The organism is Candidatus Binatia bacterium (assembly GCA_029243485.1).
GTDB lineage: Bacteria > Desulfobacterota > Binatia > UBA12015 > UBA12015 > VGTG01.
Map to the genome: position 1 here is coordinate 662,465 of JAQWRY010000086.1, position 19,388 is coordinate 681,852.

Below are 19,388 nucleotides of genomic sequence, written 5' to 3' on the forward strand. Positions count from 1 at the left end.
GCGGTCGCGGTGAACCCGGTCGCGTCCGCTGCAATTGCTTCCTGGCGGTTCGAGCCGTGGCTCCTGCTCGCCCTCGTCGCGACGGCGTGGATCTATCTGCGCGGCCGGCGACGGTTGGTGCGGGATCTTCCGGAGCGCCTCCCGCCGTGGCGCGGGGTCTGCTTCGTTTCCGGGCTCGCGGTGTTCTTCGTTGCGGTCGCGTCGCCCCTCGATGCGTTTGCGGACCTGTTGCTCCAGGTTCACATGACGCAGCACTTTCTCCTCATGATGGTGGCTCCCCCGCTTCTGTGGCTCGGCCGGCCGGAGCTGCCGCTCCTCCACGGACTGCCGCACGTCGCGCGCCGAGACGGACTCGGTCCGTTTCTCGGTTGGCGGGTGTTGCACCGGGTGCGGGCCTTCTTGACGCACCCCGTCGTCTGTTGGCTCGCCTTCGCGGGGGCCATGTGGATCTGGCACCTGCCTGCGCTGTATGAGACCGCGCTGCGCGATCCGTTCTGGCACGAGGCCGAGCACGCGAGCTTCTTCTTTGCCTCTCTCTTGTTCTGGTTCCCCGTGATTCAGCCGTGGCCCAGTCGGCCGCGCTGGTCTCGGTGGATGATGGTGCCGTACCTCTTTCTGGCCTCGCTACAGGCGACCGCCTTCTCCGCACTCTTCGTGTTCTCCGGGCGGGTGATCTACCCCGTGTACGCGAACGCTCCGAGGCTCGGTGGGATGTCCGCGTTGGAGGATCAGAAGATTGCCGGCGCGGTGATGTGGGTCCCCGGCTCGTTCGTTCTCCTGGCGTCGACGATGCTCCTCGTCGTGTCCCTACTCGCGCCGAAGTTGGTACGGCCCGGGGCTCCTGCGGTTGCGGCGCCGATCCCGAACGCCCCGCGCAGGGGGACCGACGTCCTGCGCTGGCCCGGTATCGGCGCGGTTCTACGTGCCCGTTCGGGACGGGCGGTGATGCAGGTGGTTCTCCTGTTGATCGCGGCCGTCGTCATCGTCGACGGCTTCTTTGGGCCGCAGATGGGCGCGATGAGCCTCGCGGGTGTTGTGCCGTGGACCTACGCTCGTGCCGGCATCGTCATCGGTCTGCTCCTCGCTGGGAACCTGTTCTGCATGGCGTGCCCCTTCCTGTTGCCGCGAACGGTGGGTCGAAAATTCTTCGCGCCGTCGCGAGCGTGGCCGGCGGTGCTGCGGTCGAAGTGGTTCGCGGTGGCGCTCTTCGTGCTCTATCTCTGGGGCTACGAGGTCTTCGCTCTGTGGGACAGCCCGCTGTGGACGGCGTGGATCCTGCTCGGGTACTTCGTCACGGCGTTCGTGGTCGACGGACTGTTCAAGGGCGCGAGCTTCTGCAAGTACGTTTGCCCGATCGGGCAGTTCAACTTCGTAGGCAGCCTCATCTCACCGCTCGAGGTCACCGTCCGCTCTGCGGACGCTTGTGGGACGTGCACGACGCAGGACTGCATTCGTGGCCGTGAGGGTGCGCCTGGATGTGAGCTCGACCTGTTCCTTCCGGCGAAGGTCGGAAATCTGGACTGCACGTTCTGCATGGACTGCGTACGCGCGTGCCCTCACGACAACGTAGGCCTCCTGCCTCGCTTGCCCGCGAGCGAGCTGATCGTGGACCCGCCTCGGGCGGGGCTCGGCCGCCTTGGCGCGCGTCCGGATGTCGCAGCGCTCGCGTTGGTCGTAGTTTTCGGTGCGTTCGTGAACGCAGCCGGGATGGTCGAGCCCGTCGTCGCCGGTCTCCAGAGCGTGTCGAGTTCGTTGGGGTTCTCGTCGACAGCTCCGGCCTTCACGGTCTTTTTACTGATGACGCTGATCGTGCTTCCTCTAGCCCTTGCGGCGACCGGGCGCTGGTGGGGCCGGCTGCTGATACCGGAGCTCGGCGGCCGCACACTACTCTGCCGCCTCGCGCTCGCGCTCGTACCGCTCGGTATGGCGATGTGGGCCGATCACTTCCTGTTCCATCTCGTGACCGGCGCCGGGGCGGCTCTGCCCACGTCCGTGCGCGCGCTGGGTGACGTCGGGATGTCCACGGGCCCGCCCGACTGGTCGGCGGCTCACTCGATGGCGGCCCCCGGCGACGGCTTTCGGTCGGTGCAGATCCTTCTCCTCGATCTCGGCCTGCTCGCGAGCCTGTACCTGGGTTGGCGCGTCGTCCGGCCCGGCGCGGAACGGCTCTCTTCGGCTCTGGCCGCGCTTGCTCCCTGGGCGACGGTAGCGAGCCTACTCTTCGTTGCAGGCGTCTGGATCCTCTTCCAGCCGATGGAGATGCGCGGCATGATCATGCCTTGATGGGACTCGGACGCGTCTTCGCCGTGCTCGCAGTGTGGGCCGGGCTCCTCACGGCGCCTTACGCGCACGCCGACGGGGGTGCGGTCGTCGCGCGCGGGGAACAGGGCGGCTTGCTCGTCACCGTCTTCGCATCCCCCGTGCCCCTACGGGCCGGGCCGGTCGACGTGAGCGTGTTGGTGCAGGAGCCCGATGAGGAGAGCGCGGTGCTCGATGCCGATGTCGTGATCTCCTTGTACGGGGGCGGCAAGGCGATCTCCGAGGCGACTGCCGACCACACGCTCGCGACGAACCAGCTCTTGTACGCCGCGCGAATCGAGGTTCCGGCGCCGGGCCCGTGGGGCCTGCGAGTCGTCGTCGAACGTGGAGAAGACCGAAGTGCCGTGGACGCCACGCTGAGCGCGGCCCCTGCGTTGGCCCCCGCCGCGCGCTTTTGGCCGTGGCTCTTGATGCCGATCCTGGTTGTCGGGGTCTTCCTGCTCCAGCAGTGGCTTCGCGAACGTTAGGAGGGCGCGTGCGTCAGGCTCCGCCCGTGGACTCGGGCGGACTGGAAGGCGCGGGCGCCGCAGCGAGGTAGGGCAGGAGCGCCGCTCCGATGTCGACGTGTGAGCCCAGCTGCTTGCCGATTCCCGAGAGGAGGCCGGATACGCGTCCTACGAGCAGGATGTCGCTGGGGACTTCGACGAGAGGGTTGTCCTTCATCGCCTCGGGGAGCGCTTCGTTGAAGTGCTGGAGCATCGAGGGCTCGGCGTATGACTTCTGATTCCGGAGGGCCCAGCCGAGGAAGGCTTCGCCGAGAAGGGCGAGGCTCGCGTCGTCTTCTCGTTTCGTCTTGAAGCCGAGCTCGCGGAAGGCGAGCCCGATCTGGACCTTGTCGTTCGTCATGATCGAGAGCACGAGCTTCGTGATTCCCTCGCGGAAGCCCGGTTCGAAGTCCTTCGCGAGGCCGAAGTCGAGCACGACGAGGCGTCCGTCGGGTTGGACGAGAAGATTCCCCGGGTGCGGGTCGGCGTGGAAGAAGCCGTGTACCAGAACCATCTCGCTGAACAGGTCGATCAGGAGGTCGGCCATGGCCTGCGGCTCGACCCCGGCTGCGCGAAGGCCGTCGAGGTCGGTCACGCGGACGCCGGGTGCGTACTCCGTCAGCAACACGCGTCGCGCGCTGAACTCCCGAATGACGCCGGGGACAAACACGTCCGTGCGCTTGGCGAGACAGGCTTTCATCTTTTCGGCGTTCTTCGCCTCGTGCAGGAAGTCCAGTTCGAGCGGGACGTACTTCTCGACCTCACGAATGACGACTGTGAAATCGAAGTTGCGTTCGATCTTGGACAGGACCTTTACGAAGAACTTGAAGTTCTCGAGATCGTTCATGACGACCTCTTCGATCTCCGGGTACTGGACCTTGACGGCGACCTCGCGGCCGTCGTGCAGGCGCGCGCGGTGAACCTGGGCGAGGGACGCGGACGCGATCGGTTCGCGATCGAGCTCGGCGAAGACCTCGTCAAGCGGCTTGCCGATCTCCGCACGGATGAACGGCTCGATCTCGTCCATCGACCGTGGCGGCACCCGGTCCTGCAGGAGCGACAGCACCTCGACGTACGGTTTGGGGAGCACATCGGCTCGCGCTCCCAGGAACTGACAGACCTTGATGGGCAGGCCTTCCAGCCGGACCGAGAGTTCGTAGATCGCTTCGGCACTTCGCTGATGCCGGCGATCCAGCGCCGCATCGGTGTTGCGGCCGAGCTTCCCGAGGAGTTGGACCCACTTGTAGCCCACGTAGACCCGGGCCACGAGCCAGCCCTGGGCGATGAACCGGCGTGGACGAGAGCGCATTCAGGGGAGTGTCGCGGACGGGGGACCGCCCGGCAACGTGTATTGCCGGGTTCTGGTCTCCTGGGCTATCACCCTGGCCCGATGTCCATCTCGGGGTGGATCCCCAGGAGCGCCGCGCTCCTCACGATCACGGTGCCCTTGTTTGCTGCAGGCTGTGGCAACGATGCCAGTGACGGAGGAACGGTGACTCAGAGAAGCGCGACCGTTTCCATCGGCGATGCGACCGTCGCCTACGAGGTTCTGGGAAAGGCCGAGACCTCTCGGGTCGTCGTCATGGTGCCCAGCTTTGCTCGGGCCCCCGAGGACTTCACTGAGGACTTCGGCTCCGACCTCGCGGCGCGGGTTGCGGAGGCTGGGTACACGGTGGTCCTGCCAACCCCCGAGCCCGCCGCAGTGGCCGCCGCCGTCCTGGGATTCCTCGGCCGATAGCGCCCGTCAGTCCATCAACTGCCTGAGGACGTAAGGCAGGATGCCGCCGTTTAGGTAGTAGTCGACCTCGATCGGGGTATCGATGCGCAGGGTAACCGGGTGTTGCTCGGTCTTGCCGTCGGCCCGCGTGATCGTGAGCGTGAGGCTCATGCGCGGCTGGATGCCGCCTGCGAGGCCGGTGAGGTCGTACGACTCCGTGCCGTCGAGGTCGAGCGTCTCGGGGCCGGTGCCGTCGGCGAACTGACACGGGAGCACGCCCATGAACACCAGGTTCGAGCGGTGGATGCGCTCGAAGCTCTGCGCCACGACCGCCTTCGCGCCGAGGATCTGCGTTCCCTTTGCCGCCCAGTCGCGTGAGCTTCCCGTGCCGTATTCTTGTCCGGCGAGCACGACCAGCGGCGTGCCTTCCTCTTTGTACTTCATCGCTGCGTCGTAGATGTCCATCTGCTCGCCGTCGGGCTGGTGCTTCGTCACGCCGCCCTCGACACCCGGGACCATCCGATTCTTGATGCGGACGTTGGCGAACGTGCCGCGGGTCATGATGCGGTCGTTGCCTCGTCGCGAGCCGTAGCTGTTGAAATCCTTGATGCCGACGCCGTTCTCCTGGAGATAGCGGCCGGCCGGCGAATCTGGCTTGATCGCTCCGGCGGGGCTGATGTGGTCGGTCGTGACGGAGTCGCCGAAGACGGCCAGGGCACGAGCGCCGACGACGTCCGCCGCGGTGCCGGGCTCGGGGCCGAAGCTGTCGAAGAACGGCGGGTTCTGAATGTAGGTCGAGTCGGCGTCCCAGGCGTAGACGTCGCCGGCGCTCGACGGGATGTCGTTCCACAGCGGGTTCTGGTCGCTGAAGTCCGAGTAGAGGCGGCGGTACGTCTCCGGGTCGGTCGCCGAGAACAGGCAGTCGCGGATCTCGTCCTGCGAAGGCCAGATGTCCTTCATGAGAACGTCGTTGCCCTCGGTGTCCTTGCCCAGCGGCTCCTTTGACAAGTCGATGTCGACAGTGCCGGCCAGCGCGTATGCGACGACGAGGGGCGGGCTCGCGAGGAAGTTCGCGCGGACCTTCTGATGAACGCGTGCCTCGAAGTTCCGGTTTCCGGAAAGAACGCTCGCCGCGACGACGTCATGCCCGTCGATGGCTTCCTCGATCTTCGGATCGAGCGGGCCGGAGTTCCCGATGCACGTCGTGCACCCGTAGCCGACGAGGTCGAAGCCGAGAGTGTCGAGGTGTTGCTGCAGGCCGGTCTTCTCGAGGTAGTCGGAGACGACGCGGGAGCCGGGAGCGAGGGATGCCTTCACGGTGGGCCGTACCGTGAGCCCCTTCGCCGTGGCCTTCTTCGCCACCAGGCCGGCGGCGAGCATCACGCTCGGGTTGGAGGTGTTCGTACACGAGGTGATCGCAGCGATGACGACGTCGCCGTCGCTGAGCGTCTCCTTATGCCCATTGAGTTGCACGGGGGCGCTCTTTCCGAGGTCGTCTGCGCTCTTGTTCCAGCCGCCGTCGGTCAGAGGGGCGCCCAGCAGCTCGTCGAAGCGTTCCTTCAGGTTGGTGACCTCGATCCGATCCTGGGGGCGGCGCGGTCCAGCGACGGCGGGAACGATCGTGGAGAGATCGATCTCGACGATCTGGCTGTATTCGCAGTCGCCCGCGGCGGGCATGCCAAACATGCCCTGTGCGGTGAAGTAGTTTCGCACGTTCTCGACCTGTTCGGCCGACCGGCCCGTCGCCTCGAGGTACGTGCACGTCTGCTCGTCGACGGGGAAGAAGCCCATCGTCGCACCGTATTCGGGAGACATGTTCGAGATTGTCGCGCGATCCTGAACGGGGAGATTGGCCGCTCCCTCGCCGAAGTACTCGACGAACTTGCCGACGACCTTCGTCTGTCGCAGAAGCTCGGTGACGCGCAGGACCATGTCGGTTGCCGTCGCGCCTTCGGGAAGGCTGCCGGTGAGGTGGACACCGACCACGTCCGGCGTGAGGAAGTAGATCGGTTGCCCTAGCATTCCGGCCTCGGCCTCGATGCCGCCGACGCCCCAACCGACGATGCCGAGTCCGTTGATCATCGTGGTGTGCGAGTCTGTGCCGACGAGGGTGTCTGGGTAGTAGACGTCGTTCTTCGAGAGGACGCCTGGTGCGAGGTGCTCGAGGTTCACCTGGTGACAAATGCCGATGCCCGGCGGGATGACCTTGAACGTGTCGAATGCCTGCATGCCCCACTTGAGGAACTGGTACCGCTCGCGGTTGCGCTGGAACTCGATCTCCATGTTGCGCGTGAGTGCGTGCGAGACGCCCGCGACGTCGACCTGGATGGAGTGATCGACGACGAGGTCGACCGGGACGAGGGGCTCGATCAGGTTCGGGTCCTTGCCGAGCTCGGCGACCTTCGAGCGCATCGCCGCGAGGTCGACCAGAAGAGGAACGCCAGTGAGGTCCTGGAGAAGAACGCGCGCGACGACGAACGGGATCTCGTCCGTGCGCTCGCCGGTTGGCGCCCAGTTGGCCAGGGCGCGAACATCGTCCTCGGTGATCTGCTGCCCGTCGTAGTTACGCAGAACGGACTCGAGAACGATCCGGATCGACACCGGCAGGCGCGAAATCTCGGCGATCCCCGCCTTCTCGAGCTGCGGCAGGGAGTAGTACTTCCCGCCCGCGGGGGCCGAGAGATCCGTGAGGGTATCGAAGAGCGAGTGCTGCGTTGTGTTCTGCGTCATGCGTGCGATTTAGCCGTCACCCGGAATGCCTGCAATTCAAGGGCTTTCACCGCCTGTGGACCCCGGGATTGCGGGTCTTGGGAGCGTGGCTCGAAGGCGGTACTCAACATGTCATGCGTTGGGTTGCGAATCTGGGTCGCCTGGTCGTTGCGGGGTGGCTCGCGATGGGTCTCGGAGGCTGCGCCACCGAGTCGGTCGGGGAGATTCCGCCCGTCGCCGTGTCGGACGCCGCCGAGGATTGGGGGCAGGTCGCGACGGTGCCGAGCGGTCGTCCGGATCACCGGGTCTGGGTCCAGGATAGGGTACTGCAGCACTCTCTTCTGTTCGACGGAGACACCGGTGAGATGTTGGGCGCGGTGGACACGGCGAGCGGTGTCGGTGCGCGGCCGGTCTACGCCGCCCAGGGCCGCGGCGAGGTCTACTCGATCGAGACGTACTATTCGCGTGGCTTGCGCGGAGCGCGCACCGACCAGGTCGTCGTCTACGATGCGAAAGATCTCGCCGTGCAGGCGGAGATCGAGATCCCTCCCACGGCCGCCGACACCGGGCAGGGGATCGCGCTGGGTGCGGTTCTCGACGGCGAGCGCTTCTTCGTGGCGCTGAACCAATCGCCCGGCTCCTCGGTCTCCATCATCGATCTCGAGGAGCGGCGGCTCGTGACGGAGATCGTGACGGGTGGCTGTTCGATGGTCTACGCGGTCGGGCCCCAGCGCTTCGGCATGCTCTGTGGCGATGGGACCGCGCTCCTGGTCGAGTTGGATGCGCAGGGAAACGAGGTTCGGACGACTTCGAGCGATACTTTTTTTGACGTGGTGGCCGACCCGGTCACGGTCTCAGGCGTGCGCGACGGCACCACGTGGTCGTTCGCTTCATTCGACGGCATGCTCCACCAGATCGATTTCTCGGGTGAGAAGCCCGTCGCGCGCAAGCCCTGGTCGCTCTTCACCGAAGCCGAACGAAAGGCCGAGTGGAAGGTCGGTGGCTTCCAGCATCTGGCCCTGCATTGGGCTTCGGGTCGGCTCTACTCGGTCGTCCATCAGACGGACAAAACGGGAACTCACAAGGATCCCGGTCTGGCGATCTGGGTTTACGATTCCAAAACGCACGAGCGCGTGATGGAGATCGAAGCGCCGAACGTGCTGATACCGTTTGTCCGGCCCTTCCTCGAAATCGAGAAGGACAGCTTCGCCGTAAGGGTTCTGGGTTACCTCTTGCCTCCACCGGGGGTCCACACGATCGCGGTCACGCAGGACGACGCGCCATTGCTGTTCGCCCGCAACGTCGATTTGGGCGCGGTCGGCGTGTTGGATGCGATGTCCGGCGAGCACCTGCGCGACCTCGAGCAGGTCGGTCTTTCGGGCGCGACCCTGGTGGTGCCGTGACGCTCGACCCATTGCTCGATGGGACGCTTCGCGGTTCCCTCGCACTGCTGTTCGCCTGGTCGGCGAGTCACAAGTGGCGGGATCTGCCTCGCTTCGCCGCGGTGGTGCGTGAGTACGAGGTGTTGCCGGTGGGTCTGGAACGTCCGGCGGCCTTGGTTCTCGGTGCTTTTGAGGTCGTGATTGCGATTGCGCTTCTGGTGCCGGCCGCACATGGATCGTCGAGTGTTGCGGCGGCCGCTCTGCTGGCGATCTACACGGCGGGCATCATTCTCAATCTGGCGCGCGGCCGGCGTGATCTCGATTGTGGGTGCTTCGGTCCCGCCCAGCGCCAGCCGCTCAGCGAATGGCTCGTGCTCCGCAACGTTCTGCTTCTCTTGGCGGCACTCGTCGTCGGGTTGCCGGCCGGGGCTCGGTCGCTATCCGCCCTCGACGCCTTCGCGGGCATAGCAGGGTGCACGACGCTCGCGATGCTCTGGACCTCGGCCAATCAGCTCGTATCGCAGTGGCCGCGCATGCAGGCTGTCCGGAGGTCGCCATGATCGAGGCTCTCGTGATTTCCAACGTGCTGCTCTGGGTCGTGGTGCTCGTGCTCGCCGCGATCGTCGTGGCGCTCGCGCGGCAAGTCGGAGTTCTGCACGAGCGCGTCGCGCCGGTGGGCGCGCTCGCGACCGCGGAGGGGCCGGCCGTCGGCGACGCCGCGCCCCAGTTCGATCTGGTGGACGTCGAGGGGCGCGAATGGAGTCTCGGAGGCGCGCGTGAAGCCGCGACGCTTCTGTTTTTCGTGTCGCCGACCTGTCCGGTCTGCAAGACGCTCCTGCCGACAGTCGAACGGGTGGTCGGCCGCGAGGGTGCGGTATCCCTGATGCTCGCGAGCGACGGGCCGATCGAGGAGCATCGCTCGTTCGTCCAAAAGCACGCGCTCGACCGGTTCCCGTACATCCTCTCGACTGAACTCGGACGAGCCTTTCAGGTGGCGAAGCTCCCGTACGCCGTCCTCATCGACGAGGCCGGGGTGGTTCGAGCCAAGGGCATCGTGAACACCCGGGAGCACGTGGAGAGCCTCTTCGCGGCAAGTGGTCTCGGGGTGGCGTCGATCCAGGAATATCTCGACCAGCGCACGTCTCGCGCGGAAGCGGTGTAGGAGTAAGGCGCGATGAGTGTGCTCGATCGTTGGTTTGAAGGGATGACGCGCGGCCTCGCGCGGCGCTCGGGTCGCAGGAGCTTTCTTGCTCGTGTGGGCCTGGGGCTGGTCGGGGGCGCTGCGGTGCCTCTCCTGCCGGTCGCGCGAGCGGCGAAGGGTCCAGCGCGTGTGTCGGCCGCACCCGAAGACATCGAGGGTCCCGAGGGCGACTCGCAGGATTGCGAGTATTGGCGGTACTGCGCGATCGACGGTCTGCTCTGCGGCTGTTGCGGGGGATCGACTACCGCGTGCCCGCCGGGGACGGAGATGGCGCCGGTCACATGGGTCGGTACTTGTCGCAATCCGGCCGACGGGAAAGATTACATCATCTCGTACAACGACTGTTGCGGGAAGAAGGTGTGCGGGCGTTGCTTCTGCAACCGCAACGAGGGGGAGCGGCCCGCTTATCATTGGTATCGTAACAACGACATCAACTGGTGTTACGGGACGAAGTCGCAGGTATATCACTGCTCCGTCGCCATCGTGCTCGGTGTCGCCGTCGAAGGCCAACCGGAGAAATGACCCGATGAAGATCTCGATCGAATACTGCGGCCGTTGAAACTACCTGCCCCAGGCCTCCAGTTTGGCGGCCACATTGACAGCGAAGTTCCAGGTCGAGCCCGAACTCATCAAGGGGGACAACGGCGTCTTCGACGTCGTCGTCGACGGGAAGAAGATCTTCTCAAAGCACGAGACCGGTCGGTTCCCCGAGGAGAGGGAGATCGTAGACGCGCTCGGCGACGGATGAGATCGGGAGCCGCGATCACCGCCGCACTCTGCGTGGAGCTTTGGGCGATGCCCGTCGTCGCTCAGGTCCCGCCAGAACAAGACTACGTTCTGCACTGCTCGGGCTGTCATCGCCCCGATGGTTCGGGCGCCCCCGATGAGGTCCCCAGCCTCGTGGGTCTCGACCGCTTTCTGCGGCTCCCCGAGGGGCGGGCGTACCTGATTCGGGCTCCTGGAGTCGCGCAGGCCCCGGTGACCGACGAACGCCTCGCGGCGCTGATGAACTGGGTGCTCGTCGAGTTCGGCGGGGCCGGAGTTTCTCCCGCGTACACCGCAGCAGAGGTGAAAAAATGGCGTGCCCTGCCGCTCCGCGACCCGACGGAGCTTCGCGCGCGACTTCTCGCCGGCCCCGAGGTGGCCGCCGAGGTTCGTTGAAAGATCAGCGTCCGAGATCTGCCGCTACCACGGCTCGGCCCGTAGTACAGTGGCGGTACGGATAAACGACAGCGCTTGCGCGAACTGCACGCCGGGTCCTTCCTGATGCCGAACTCGTGGGATGTCGGGTCGACCCGGATCCTCGGCTCTCTGGGGCTCGAGGCACTCGCGACGACCAGCGCGGGCTTGCCTCCACGCGTGGCCAAAGGACGGTGACGTGACCCGCGATGAGGCGATCGGGCACGCCGATGTTCTCTACGCACCTGGCTTGAGCGATATCGGGGACATCCGGAGCGTCGTCGCGGCCGTCGATCGACCGCTCAACGCACTCGTGTTGCCCGGTGCGTCCACCGTCGCCGAGATCTTCGAAACCGGCGTGGCTCGAATCTCGTTTAAGAGCGCGTTCAACCTGGCGACGAACGCAGCGCTCGTCGAAGCCGCGAACGAAATCCTCGGTCCCGGCGCGACCGCGTTCTGGACGAAGACACTCGAATCGGCGGGGGCGATCAACGAGGCGTTCAAGGGCTCCTAGCGGACCGTCATCGTGATCGTCCGCAGGGCGGGTCGGCGGTCAGTTCTCGTCCAACGCCTTGATCGCCCGCTTCGGCGCGACCAGTCTCCAGCCGTCCTCGAGCAGATCACGGATCACGCTCTAGTCGACCGTCGACTTGATCCAGACCGAGACGCGGTTGTCGCCATAGAGGTTGTCGTGGAAGCTCGCGAACGTCTTCTTGCCGCCCCAGAAGGTGGGGCTGCCGTGCGAGATCTTCTCGGAGGTCTCCGGAAGTTCGGCGATCAGTTTGCGCAGCGTTGCGAGTGCGGGGTGATCCTTTGCCATGTCAGCCTCCGACGCCGTGGGCGCGAGCGAGGAGCTCGATGGGGTGAGCGATCTCGACGGGCATGTCGCCCAAGATCGTTCCCGCCCGGATCTGAAGGATACAGCCGGGATTCGCGGCGGCCACTACGTCCGCACCGCTCTTTCGGATGTCGGCGAGCTTCCGCTCGAGGAGGCGTCCGGCGATCTCCGGTTCCGTCAGGTTGTACGTGCCGGCGCTCCCGCAACAGAACTCGGCTTCGGAGAGCTCGACCAACTGCACGCCGGGGATCTCGCGCAGAAGCTGTCGCGGCGCGTCTTTCACGCCCTGGCCGTGCAGCAGGTGACACGGGTCGTGCATCGCGACCTTCAGGTCGAGCGTATTGCGGGGTGGGGGTAGCCCCAGTTCGGCGAGAAGGTCGAGCGGGTCTCGTGCGCCCGCCGCGATGCGAGCGGCACCGGAGTCGTTGGGCAGCAGCTCGTGGTATTCGCGCAGGTGGGCGCCGCAACCCGCGGCGGTCGAAACGTACCACTGCGCATCGTCGTCGACGACGCGTCGGATGAGATGAAGTGCGCGATCGCGGGCTCGAACGTCGCTACCCAGGTGAAGGGAAAGCGCGCCGCAGCATCCTTGGCCCGCGGGGATCTTCACGCGGACTCCCGCTCGGGCGAGGAGGCGCGCGATGGCGACGGTCGTGTCGGGGAACGACGAGTGCGCGACGCAGCCCGTGAGGAGTACCGCGGTCCCGCGCTCCGGCCCCTCGGGCTCGATCTCCGTGGGCAGAGTGGTGGCGCCGCGCCAGGCCGGGAGGGCGGCCGCGTAGCCGATCAGGGAGGAGGACGTCGCGCGCGCGAGATACGCGGTCCACGGCTTTCCTGCGAGGAGGCGAAGGGGCGCCGTCGCCGCGCCGCGGAGGGTGGGGTACGTGAGGAACGCGTCCAGCACCCAGCGGGCGAACCTCGTCAGCAGAGAACGGTGTTGCTCGACGAACGGCCGCGCTGCTTCGATCAGGGCGCCGTACGGAACGCCGGACGGACACGCCGTCTCGCACGCCCGGCACCCGAGGCAGCTGTCGAGGTGGCTCGTGACCTCCGGCGTGGGTTGAAGGCGTCCCTCTTCCAGCGCGCGCATGAGGAGGATTCGTCCTCGCGGGGAGTCGGCCTCGGTGCCGAGTTCCACATACGTTGGGCACGACGAAAGACATAGTCCGCAGTGCACGCACGACAGCAATTTGTCGGTCTCGACGAAGCGCATTTCCGGGGCGGCCATCAGATTCCTCCCACGAAGCGGCCGGGGGACAAGAGCGCAGTGGGATCGAAGGCTTCCTTTAGGCCGCGCATGAGTGGCAGACCCGAACCGGCGTCGCCCCAGACACCGCCGATCTCTGACAGCGTCTGTTTGTCGGCCGCGTTTGCGCGCTCGACGACGAGGCATCCGCCGTCTCGTTCGATGGTGGGCCGGGCTTCGGCCACGAGGTCTGCGAGGTGGGCGGCGGCGTCGATGCTCATTCGGATGATCCCGCAGGCGATGTCGCAGTGGAACGCGGGCGCCGCTCCGAGCCGCGTCGCGGCGGCCTCGAGAGAGACCAGGCGGGCGCCGACGCGCGTCGGGAGCGTGGAGATTCGAAGCACGTTGCGGTCGGCCTCCGCGCTAGAATCCGCGAGGTGATGCCGCGTCTCGGCTGCGTTTGAGACGTCGCGCATGGTAGCGCCGCGCGCTTCCGCGATTCGACGGTAGCTCGCAAGAGCGGCGGTGACTTCCTCGGATCGTCCACCGGCACCGGCGACGATCGTCCAGGCCGCGTCGCCCTGATTTCCGAGATGAAGCCAGAACGGTTCGCAGGCGTCCCGCATCTCGAGAGCCATCGTCGCCGCCTCCGCCGGATCCTTGCAGGTGATCTCGAGGGCGCGCTCTTCGTGGGGGCGGGGCCGAACTTTGAACGTGGCCTCCACGATGATCCCGAGCGTGCCGAGCGCGCCGATGTGCATCTTGGGGAGATCGTATCCCGCGACGTTCTTCACCACCCGACCACCCCCGGCGACGATGGTCCCGTCGGGAGCGACCGTTCGGATTCCGATCAGAAGGTCGCGGGCCGAGCCCTGCGATGCCCGCAACGGACCCGTCAGATTCGTCGCGAGGAGTCCGCCGACGGTCGTCTGCGGGACGAACGGCGGGTCGAGGGGCAGCCACTGGCTCGACTCGAACAGGACCACTCCGAGAGCGAGCAGCGAACAGCCCGCTTCCACCTGTACCGTCATGTCGGCCGGCTCGTACGAGAGCACCCGGTTCATGCGGGAGAGCGACAGGACCACGTCGACGGTGCGCGGCGCGTTGCCGAGAGTGAGGTGCCGGCCGAGCCCGCGGGCGACCACCGAGAGCCCGTGGTCATGCGCGATCTTCATAACCACGGCGACTTCAGCCGCGGTGGCCGTCTCGACGACCCATCGCGGCATCACGCCGTCGATCGCGTCGGTTGGTGCTGCTTCGGTGACATGCGCCGCGCCGACGGCGTCTTCGAACGGACTGGTGCCCGTCGAGCCGCTCACATCGCCGCCTGTCGTCTGGGGGCGCGTGCCTCGACGCAGACCTTCGAGTCGGGCAGCAGCTTGTGCGGATTGGCGCGCCGCTCGGGATCGAAGACGGAGCGCAGCGTCGTCATGGCGTGGAGGTCGTCGGGCGAGAAGAGGAGGGGCATCTGCGCGATCTTCTCGACGCCGATGCCGTGCTCGCCCGTGACGCTGCCGCCGAGCTCCACGCAAGCCTCCAGGATCTCCTTGCCGGCCGCGAGGACGCGCTGCACTTCGTCCGTGTCGCGCTCGTCGAAGAGGATGATCGGATGGATGTTGCCATCACCGGCGTGGAACACGTTGCCGATCCGTAGAGAGTACTTCTCGGCGGTGGCCGAGATGCGCCGGAGGATCTCCGGGACCTGGGTGCGCGGAACGACACCGTCCTGCGTGCAGTAGTTGGGCGCGAGCCTTCCAACGGCTCCAAACGCGCGCTTCCGCGCTTTCCAGAGCAGAGCCCGCTGGGCATCGTCGGCTGCGCTGCGGACCTCGACGGCGCCGTGCCGTGTGCACAGGGCGCGAACTTCCTCGGCTTGGGAGGAGAGGCCGGCCTCGGGCCCGTCGAGCTCGATCAATAGAACGGCGCCCGCATCCACCGGCAGACCGGCGTGGAACGCCTCTTCGACGGCGCGTAGAATTAGTCCGTCCATCATCTCGAGCGCGGCGGGAATGATTCCGTCGGCGATGATGCTGGAGACGGCCTCGCTCGCCTCGGCGACCGAGTCGAAGACGGCGAGGAACGTTCGATACGACTCGGGGGTTCGCGAGAGCCGCAAGGTGGCACGCGTCACGAGACCCATCGTGCCTTCGGACCCGACGACGAGACCGGTCAGGTCGTAGCCGATGTGGTCTTCGACGGGACCTCCGAGTTCGACGATTTCGCCGGTGGGGAGAACGAGCTCGACGCCGAGCACGTGGTTCGTCGTCACGCCGTACTTCAGCGTGTGTGGGCCCCCCGAGTTCTCGGCGACGTTTCCGCCGATCGTGCATGCGGTCTGGCTCGACGGGTCCGGCGCGAAGTGGAGCCCCGCTTCGCTGACGGCTCGTGTCACCCAGAGGTTCACGACGCCGGCTTGGGCGACGACCCGCCGGTTGGCGACGTCGACGGATTCGATCTCTTGCAGGCGGCTCGTACACACCATGACCGGTGCCTCGACCGGAAGCGTCCCGCCGGACAGTCCGGTGCCGGCGCCACGCGGAACGAACGGGATGCCCTCGGCCCACAGCAGTCGGAGCACCTCGGCGACTTCGGCCGGGGTGCGGGGCAGTACGACCATATCGGGCGCCCCGCGCTCCAGCGTATACCCGTCGCATTCATAGACGAGGAGCGACTCGGGTTGGTCGACGACGCCATCGCCGCCCACGAGACCTCGCAGACGCTGAGCGAATCCCGGAGGCAGCATCAAGGTGTTTCTAGACCCCCCTCGAGCGACTGTACAGCGCGCCGCGAGCAACCGGCTGGGAGTTCGTCGGGTGGCTCATGCGCGCGACGCGGGAAGCACGCGGATGGAGCTGCCGGACCCGAGGCCCAGCTGGTCGGCCGCGCTCCCGTCTCGGACGGCGATCTCGACGAAGCCATCGCTCCCCACGAGCGCGCAGACGGCACCCGAAGTGACGGCGGCATACGTCGCCACGAGATCGACGGCCTCGCCGCCCGCCGATGCCTGGTAGGCGGCCTTTGGAAATCCGGGGAGGTGGGTGGCGGAGATGTTGGTAACGGCGTTGCCGAACCGATCCACGTGGGTCACCGAGCCTTCGAACCCGCCCGCCTCCGGCGTGGGCGCGGGTTGGGAGAGGCGGACCGGCTCGTGGACCGGGCCGACCTCTGTCGACGGGAGGTGCCCCGAAGCCAGGGCAGCCCCGGTCGGCGCAAAGACGTCGCGTCCGTGGAAGGTCGCCGACATCGACTCGGGCAACACCGACGCGAGCGCTCCGGTGGGATCGATTCTGCGGGCTTCAGTCGCGCCTCCGAGCGCGTCCGCGGCGAGGGTGAGCAGCCCGTTGTCGGGGCCGACGAAGATGTGCCCGCCCGCGAGGAGCACGAGCGCAGATCGCTCGGTGCCGACCCCCGGATCGACCACGGCCACGTGGACGGTTCCGGTCGGAAACCAGGGGCACGCCGTCCGTAGGACGGCCGCGCCATGGGCCACGTTCTGTGGTCCGATCTCGTGGGCGACGTCGAGGACGGTGAGTCCGGCCGCGTGAGAGAGGAGGACGCCCTTCATCGCGCCGACGTAGCCGTCGCTCGTCCCGAAGTCGGTCGTGAGTGTCACGATTCCGTTCGGCGTGAAGCGACTGTCGGCAGACATGGCAGCAGGATCGGTGCTGTCGGGGGTTCTGGCAAGCCAGGGAGCCCAACACGGATGTCGGAATTCGACTCCGGAAGTGTGGCGATTCACCCTGTGAGACGGGCCGATTCAATTCTGACGCAGTGCAGCGAAAATCTGTAAGAGGGTGTCGTTTTGGGGCGTCAGTGTGTCGCGCGGTCGACAATATATTGCCGCGTGTGGCCAAGCCCCGAGACCGGAAAATGCGCACTCCTCAAGGATCTATCCCTGCGGCCCCATCATCGAATGAGTGGCATAGGGATTGCGTCACAGAGGAGACGAGAGAGGCGAACGTCATGAACCGCAACACTACGCTACTGGATCTGGTCTGCGAGGTTTCGCGCGATGCGCGAACTGAGGCTGAGGTGGTGGAGCGGGTGACGTCTCTCGTGAATTCCGGTCGCGTCCGGCTGAGCGGATCTTTCCGCGACAGGTGGTTCGACAAGGGAACCTCGGTTCCCGGCCGCGCGCGTTCCGAGAGGAGATTCCGATGATGAACCTGAACACCAGCGTCGACGAACACTCCACCGCGGACTTCCAATCCGGCGAGACCTGCAGGGTGATCATCGAGGGCGAGCCCTTTGAGGTCTGGGAGAACCCGGCGGTCCCTTTTGGGAACGATCGGCAGGATCTGGACGCCTACGCCTCCTGCGGCCAATGGGAGTTCCTCTGGAACGCCCTGGTGCTGGGGGCGGAGTCGCCGCCAGAATCCGGCACCGCCAACCTCTTCTGAGGCGCGACTCCCACTGACGGCGCGTTCCGGCTAAGACTGACGGAATGGGTCTGTTCGACTTCTTTCGCAATCGTCGCCGCCGCCGGCTCCGCAACGAGCCGTTTCCCGAGGAGTGGCGGCCGGTCGTCGAGCAGAATTTCGAGATGTTCCACCGCCTCTCGGCGGAGGACCAGACGGAGCTGCTCCAACACATGAACGTCTTTCTCGCCGAGAAGACGTTCGAGGGCTGCGGCGATCTCGAGATGACGGACGAGATACGCATCACCATCGCCGCCCAGGCATGTGTCCTTTTGCTTCATCAGGACGACCCGCACTACTACCCCGATCTGTCCACCATCCTCGTCTATCCCCACGCGTACGTGGCCAAGGCCAAGGAGATCCTGCCCGGAGGCATCGTGATCGAGGGCACCTCGGCCCGCCTCGGTGAGTCCTGGGTCCGAGGCTGTGTCGTGCTCTCCTGGGACGACGTCCGTTCTGGCGCTGCCGATGCGGCCGACGGGCACAACGTCGTGCTGCACGAGTTCGCCCACCAACTCGACCAGGAGGACGGCGCTTCGGACGGCGCTCCGATTCTCGACCAGCGGTCCCAGTACGTCACGTGGGCTCGCGTTCTCGGGGACGAGTTCGCGGAACTACAGCGCGCCGCCGAGCGTGGGAAGCGCACCGACATCGACAAGTACGGTGCGACGAACGCGGCGGAGTTCTTCGCCGTCATCACGGAGTCGTTCTTCGAACGCCCCCGTTCTCTTCACAAGAAGCATCCTGAGCTCTACGAGGAGCTCAAGATGTTCTACAAGCAGGACCCGCTGAGCTTCGAAGACTCGCGCTGAGTCCGGCCTACTTCGGAAGGCTTCCCGGCGCCGGTGGCTCGGCGTTCGTCACGGGGCCGGTGAGCGCGAACATGAAGGCGACGAGGGCGTCGATTTCGGTGTCGCTCAGATTGAGCGCCTTCATCTTCGCGTCGAGGCCGGGGTTGGCGTTCCCGCCGCGATTGTAGAGCACCATTACGTCGCGCAGCGTCGCTTCCGAGCCGTCGTGCATGTAGGGCGCGGTGTCGGTCACGTTGCGTAGGGTGGGGGTCTTGAACTTGCCCTTGTCAGCGTCCTTTTCGGTCATGTCGAAGCGGCCCGGGTCGGCGAACTTCTTTCCCTTGGCGTCCCAGCCGACGCCCAAGTTGTGGTACATCTCGTCACTGAAGTTGAACGAGACGTGGCAGGTTGCGCAGTCGGCCTTGCCCTCGAAGAGCTCGAGCCCCTTCACCTGCTCCGCGCTCATCGCGCCCTTGTTCCCCGCGCGGTAGCGGTCGTACGGGGCGTTGCCGGCCAGAACCGTACGCTCGTAGGACGCGATCGCCTGCGCGATCCGGGGCATCGTGATCTCGCCCTTCCCGAACGCCTTCTCGAACAGGGGCGCGTAGCCCTGAAGTCGCGCCACCTCCTTCACCACGTCGTCGTGGGACGCCATCGCCATCTCGACCGGGTTCGTGAGCGGGCCGTGGGATTGCTCTTCGAGATCCTTCGCGCGTCCGTCCCAAAACTGCTCGGCGGAGAACAGGCGGTTTATCGAAGTGGGGCTGTTGCGCAGGCCGGTCAGGAACCCGACCCCGGAGGACGTCGGATCCGTATCGGCGAACCCGTGAAACGGGTTGTGGCAGGACGCGCACGAGATGTTGCCGTCTTTGGACAGCCGCTTGTCGAAGAAGAGCAGCTTGCCGAGCGAGACCTTCTCCGCGCTGAGCGGGTTGTCTTCAGGGATGTACGCGGAGTCCGCCTGCAGGCCGAGAGGTAGAACCAACTCGTAGTCTCCCGACTTCACGATCTCGCGTTTGGGTTTGGCGTCTTCGGCAACCGCGGAGTTCGCGGTGAAGGTCGTCGCGACGATGGCAGCTATCAGTACGAGGGCATTCATGGTGCGCAGATAGCACGGCCTCTTCGTCTGCACATGGGTACGAGAAACGTGGATGCACGGCTCG

General features: G+C 66.2%; 21 protein-coding genes. 13 read left to right on the top strand and 8 right to left on the bottom strand.

Going from position 1 to position 19,388, the window contains the following annotated elements; translation table 11 throughout:
* The first annotated feature begins 9 nt into the window (after nt 1-9).
* Both P8R42_27900 and P8R42_27905 read left to right on the top strand, forming a co-directional pair.
* Complete coding sequence (locus tag P8R42_27900) at nt 10-2,283, top strand: cytochrome c oxidase assembly protein (GenBank protein ID MDG2308420.1); 2,274 nt, start codon at nt 10-12, stop codon at nt 2,281-2,283.
* Nucleotides 2,283-2,786 (top strand): hypothetical protein, encoded by a 504-nt coding sequence (locus P8R42_27905; GenBank protein MDG2308421.1) that lies wholly within the window; start codon nt 2,283-2,285, stop codon nt 2,784-2,786. The genes P8R42_27900 and P8R42_27905 overlap by 1 nt, the downstream gene beginning before the upstream one ends.
* Nucleotides 2,787-2,799: 13 nt before the next feature.
* On the opposite strand, the gene P8R42_27910 is transcribed toward P8R42_27905, so the two are convergent.
* The gene (locus P8R42_27910; protein ID MDG2308422.1) at nt 2,800-4,113 is read right to left on the bottom strand and encodes an AarF/UbiB family protein; all 1,314 of its coding nucleotides are present in this window, start codon (nt 4,111-4,113) and stop codon (nt 2,800-2,802) included.
* An 81-nt stretch (nt 4,114-4,194) separates the two neighbouring features.
* On the opposite strand from P8R42_27910, the gene P8R42_27915 reads away from it, so the two are divergent.
* Nucleotides 4,195-4,542 carry a hypothetical protein gene (locus P8R42_27915; GenBank protein MDG2308423.1) on the top strand — a complete coding sequence of 116 codons (348 nt, stop codon included), beginning with the start codon at nt 4,195-4,197 and terminating at the stop codon, nt 4,540-4,542.
* 6 nt (nt 4,543-4,548) lie between these two features.
* On the opposite strand, the gene acnA is transcribed toward P8R42_27915, so the two are convergent.
* Nucleotides 4,549-7,251: an aconitate hydratase AcnA gene (gene acnA / locus P8R42_27920; GenBank protein ID MDG2308424.1), complete on the bottom strand. Its 2,703-nt coding sequence runs from the start codon at nt 7,249-7,251 to the stop codon at nt 4,549-4,551.
* A 113-nt stretch (nt 7,252-7,364) separates the two neighbouring features.
* On the opposite strand from acnA, the gene P8R42_27925 reads away from it, so the two are divergent.
* From P8R42_27925 to P8R42_27960, 8 genes are all read left to right on the top strand, one after another.
* A complete protein-coding gene (locus P8R42_27925) occupies nt 7,365-8,633 on the top strand; it encodes an amine dehydrogenase large subunit (GenBank protein MDG2308425.1) in 1,269 nt (422 codons plus the stop codon).
* Nucleotides 8,630-9,172: a MauE/DoxX family redox-associated membrane protein gene (locus P8R42_27930; protein MDG2308426.1), complete on the top strand. Its 543-nt coding sequence runs from the start codon at nt 8,630-8,632 to the stop codon at nt 9,170-9,172. The genes P8R42_27925 and P8R42_27930 overlap by 4 nt, the downstream gene beginning before the upstream one ends.
* Complete coding sequence (gene mauD / locus P8R42_27935) at nt 9,169-9,774, top strand: methylamine dehydrogenase accessory protein MauD (GenBank protein ID MDG2308427.1); 606 nt, start codon at nt 9,169-9,171, stop codon at nt 9,772-9,774. Before P8R42_27930 ends, mauD begins: the two co-directional genes overlap by 4 nt.
* Before the next feature lie 12 nt (nt 9,775-9,786).
* Nucleotides 9,787-10,335 carry a methylamine dehydrogenase light chain gene (locus tag P8R42_27940; protein ID MDG2308428.1) on the top strand — a complete coding sequence of 183 codons (549 nt, stop codon included), beginning with the start codon at nt 9,787-9,789 and terminating at the stop codon, nt 10,333-10,335.
* Nucleotides 10,336-10,339: 4 nt separating this feature from the next.
* A complete protein-coding gene (locus P8R42_27945; protein ID MDG2308429.1) occupies nt 10,340-10,561 on the top strand; it encodes a SelT/SelW/SelH family (seleno)protein in 222 nt (73 codons plus the stop codon).
* Nucleotides 10,558-10,974, top strand: coding sequence for a hypothetical protein (locus P8R42_27950; protein MDG2308430.1), 417 nt, complete (start codon nt 10,558-10,560; stop codon nt 10,972-10,974). Before P8R42_27945 ends, P8R42_27950 begins: the two co-directional genes overlap by 4 nt.
* 75 nt (nt 10,975-11,049) lie before the next feature.
* Nucleotides 11,050-11,190 (top strand): hypothetical protein, encoded by a 141-nt coding sequence (locus tag P8R42_27955; GenBank protein MDG2308431.1) that lies wholly within the window; start codon nt 11,050-11,052, stop codon nt 11,188-11,190.
* Between the two features lies 1 nt (nt 11,191).
* Nucleotides 11,192-11,506 carry an isocitrate lyase/phosphoenolpyruvate mutase family protein gene (locus P8R42_27960; protein MDG2308432.1) on the top strand — a complete coding sequence of 105 codons (315 nt, stop codon included), beginning with the start codon at nt 11,192-11,194 and terminating at the stop codon, nt 11,504-11,506.
* Nucleotides 11,507-11,626: 120 nt separating this feature from the next.
* On the opposite strand, the gene P8R42_27965 is transcribed toward P8R42_27960, so the two are convergent.
* The 5 genes from P8R42_27965 to P8R42_27985 all read right to left on the bottom strand — a co-directional run bounded on the left by P8R42_27965 (nt 11,627) and on the right by P8R42_27985 (nt 16,665).
* Nucleotides 11,627-11,812, bottom strand: coding sequence for a hypothetical protein (locus P8R42_27965; protein MDG2308433.1), 186 nt, complete (start codon nt 11,810-11,812; stop codon nt 11,627-11,629).
* A gap of 1 nt (nt 11,813) precedes the next feature.
* Nucleotides 11,814-13,058: a heterodisulfide reductase-related iron-sulfur binding cluster gene (locus tag P8R42_27970; protein ID MDG2308434.1), complete on the bottom strand. Its 1,245-nt coding sequence runs from the start codon at nt 13,056-13,058 to the stop codon at nt 11,814-11,816.
* Nucleotides 13,058-14,335, bottom strand: coding sequence for an FAD-binding oxidoreductase (locus P8R42_27975; GenBank protein ID MDG2308435.1), 1,278 nt, complete (start codon nt 14,333-14,335; stop codon nt 13,058-13,060). The genes P8R42_27970 and P8R42_27975 overlap by 1 nt, the downstream gene beginning before the upstream one ends.
* On the bottom strand, nt 14,332-15,759 hold the full coding sequence (locus P8R42_27980) for an FAD-linked oxidase C-terminal domain-containing protein (protein ID MDG2308436.1): 1,428 nt from the start codon (nt 15,757-15,759) through the stop codon (nt 14,332-14,334). The genes P8R42_27975 and P8R42_27980 overlap by 4 nt, the downstream gene beginning before the upstream one ends.
* A 75-nt stretch (nt 15,760-15,834) precedes the next feature.
* Nucleotides 15,835-16,665 carry an SAM-dependent chlorinase/fluorinase gene (locus tag P8R42_27985; GenBank protein MDG2308437.1) on the bottom strand — a complete coding sequence of 277 codons (831 nt, stop codon included), beginning with the start codon at nt 16,663-16,665 and terminating at the stop codon, nt 15,835-15,837.
* A 508-nt stretch (nt 16,666-17,173) separates the two neighbouring features.
* Here P8R42_27985 and P8R42_27990 point away from each other — a divergent pair.
* Nucleotides 17,174-17,416, top strand: a complete 243-nt coding sequence (locus P8R42_27990) for a hypothetical protein (protein MDG2308438.1) — start codon at nt 17,174-17,176, stop codon at nt 17,414-17,416.
* Between the two features lie 44 nt (nt 17,417-17,460).
* Nucleotides 17,461-18,246, top strand: a complete 786-nt coding sequence (locus tag P8R42_27995) for a zinc-dependent peptidase (GenBank protein MDG2308439.1) — start codon at nt 17,461-17,463, stop codon at nt 18,244-18,246.
* A 7-nt stretch (nt 18,247-18,253) separates the two neighbouring features.
* Here P8R42_27995 and P8R42_28000 read toward each other — a convergent pair whose 3' ends face one another.
* Nucleotides 18,254-19,324, bottom strand: coding sequence for a cytochrome c peroxidase (locus P8R42_28000; protein ID MDG2308440.1), 1,071 nt, complete (start codon nt 19,322-19,324; stop codon nt 18,254-18,256).
* Nucleotides 19,325-19,388: the final 64 nt, after the last annotated feature.

What these genes read in the sequence shown, in the direction of transcription:
- P8R42_27925 (MDG2308425.1), top strand. Translation starts at nt 7,365, where the DNA reads ATGCGTTGGGTTGCGAATCTGGGTCGCCTGGTCGTTGCGGGGTGGCTC.
- P8R42_27910 (MDG2308422.1), bottom strand. Translation starts at nt 4,113, where the DNA reads ATGCGCTCTCGTCCACGCCGGTTCATCGCCCAGGGCTGGCTCGTGGCC.
- P8R42_27950 (MDG2308430.1), top strand. Translation starts at nt 10,558, where the DNA reads ATGAGATCGGGAGCCGCGATCACCGCCGCACTCTGCGTGGAGCTTTGG.
- P8R42_27970 (MDG2308434.1), bottom strand. Translation starts at nt 13,058, where the DNA reads ATGGCCGCCCCGGAAATGCGCTTCGTCGAGACCGACAAATTGCTGTCG.
- P8R42_27915 (MDG2308423.1), top strand. Translation starts at nt 4,195, where the DNA reads ATGTCCATCTCGGGGTGGATCCCCAGGAGCGCCGCGCTCCTCACGATC.
- P8R42_27980 (MDG2308436.1), bottom strand. Translation starts at nt 15,759, where the DNA reads ATGCTGCCTCCGGGATTCGCTCAGCGTCTGCGAGGTCTCGTGGGCGGC.
- P8R42_28000 (MDG2308440.1), bottom strand. Translation starts at nt 19,324, where the DNA reads ATGAATGCCCTCGTACTGATAGCTGCCATCGTCGCGACGACCTTCACC.
- P8R42_27965 (MDG2308433.1), bottom strand. Translation starts at nt 11,812, where the DNA reads ATGGCAAAGGATCACCCCGCACTCGCAACGCTGCGCAAACTGATCGCC.
- P8R42_27985 (MDG2308437.1), bottom strand. Translation starts at nt 16,665, where the DNA reads ATGTCTGCCGACAGTCGCTTCACGCCGAACGGAATCGTGACACTCACG.
- P8R42_27995 (MDG2308439.1), top strand. Translation starts at nt 17,461, where the DNA reads ATGGGTCTGTTCGACTTCTTTCGCAATCGTCGCCGCCGCCGGCTCCGC.
- P8R42_27905 (MDG2308421.1), top strand. Translation starts at nt 2,283, where the DNA reads ATGGGACTCGGACGCGTCTTCGCCGTGCTCGCAGTGTGGGCCGGGCTC.
- P8R42_27990 (MDG2308438.1), top strand. Translation starts at nt 17,174, where the DNA reads ATGATGAACCTGAACACCAGCGTCGACGAACACTCCACCGCGGACTTC.
- acnA (MDG2308424.1), bottom strand. Translation starts at nt 7,251, where the DNA reads ATGACGCAGAACACAACGCAGCACTCGCTCTTCGATACCCTCACGGAT.
- mauD (MDG2308427.1), top strand. Translation starts at nt 9,169, where the DNA reads ATGATCGAGGCTCTCGTGATTTCCAACGTGCTGCTCTGGGTCGTGGTG.
- P8R42_27940 (MDG2308428.1), top strand. Translation starts at nt 9,787, where the DNA reads ATGAGTGTGCTCGATCGTTGGTTTGAAGGGATGACGCGCGGCCTCGCG.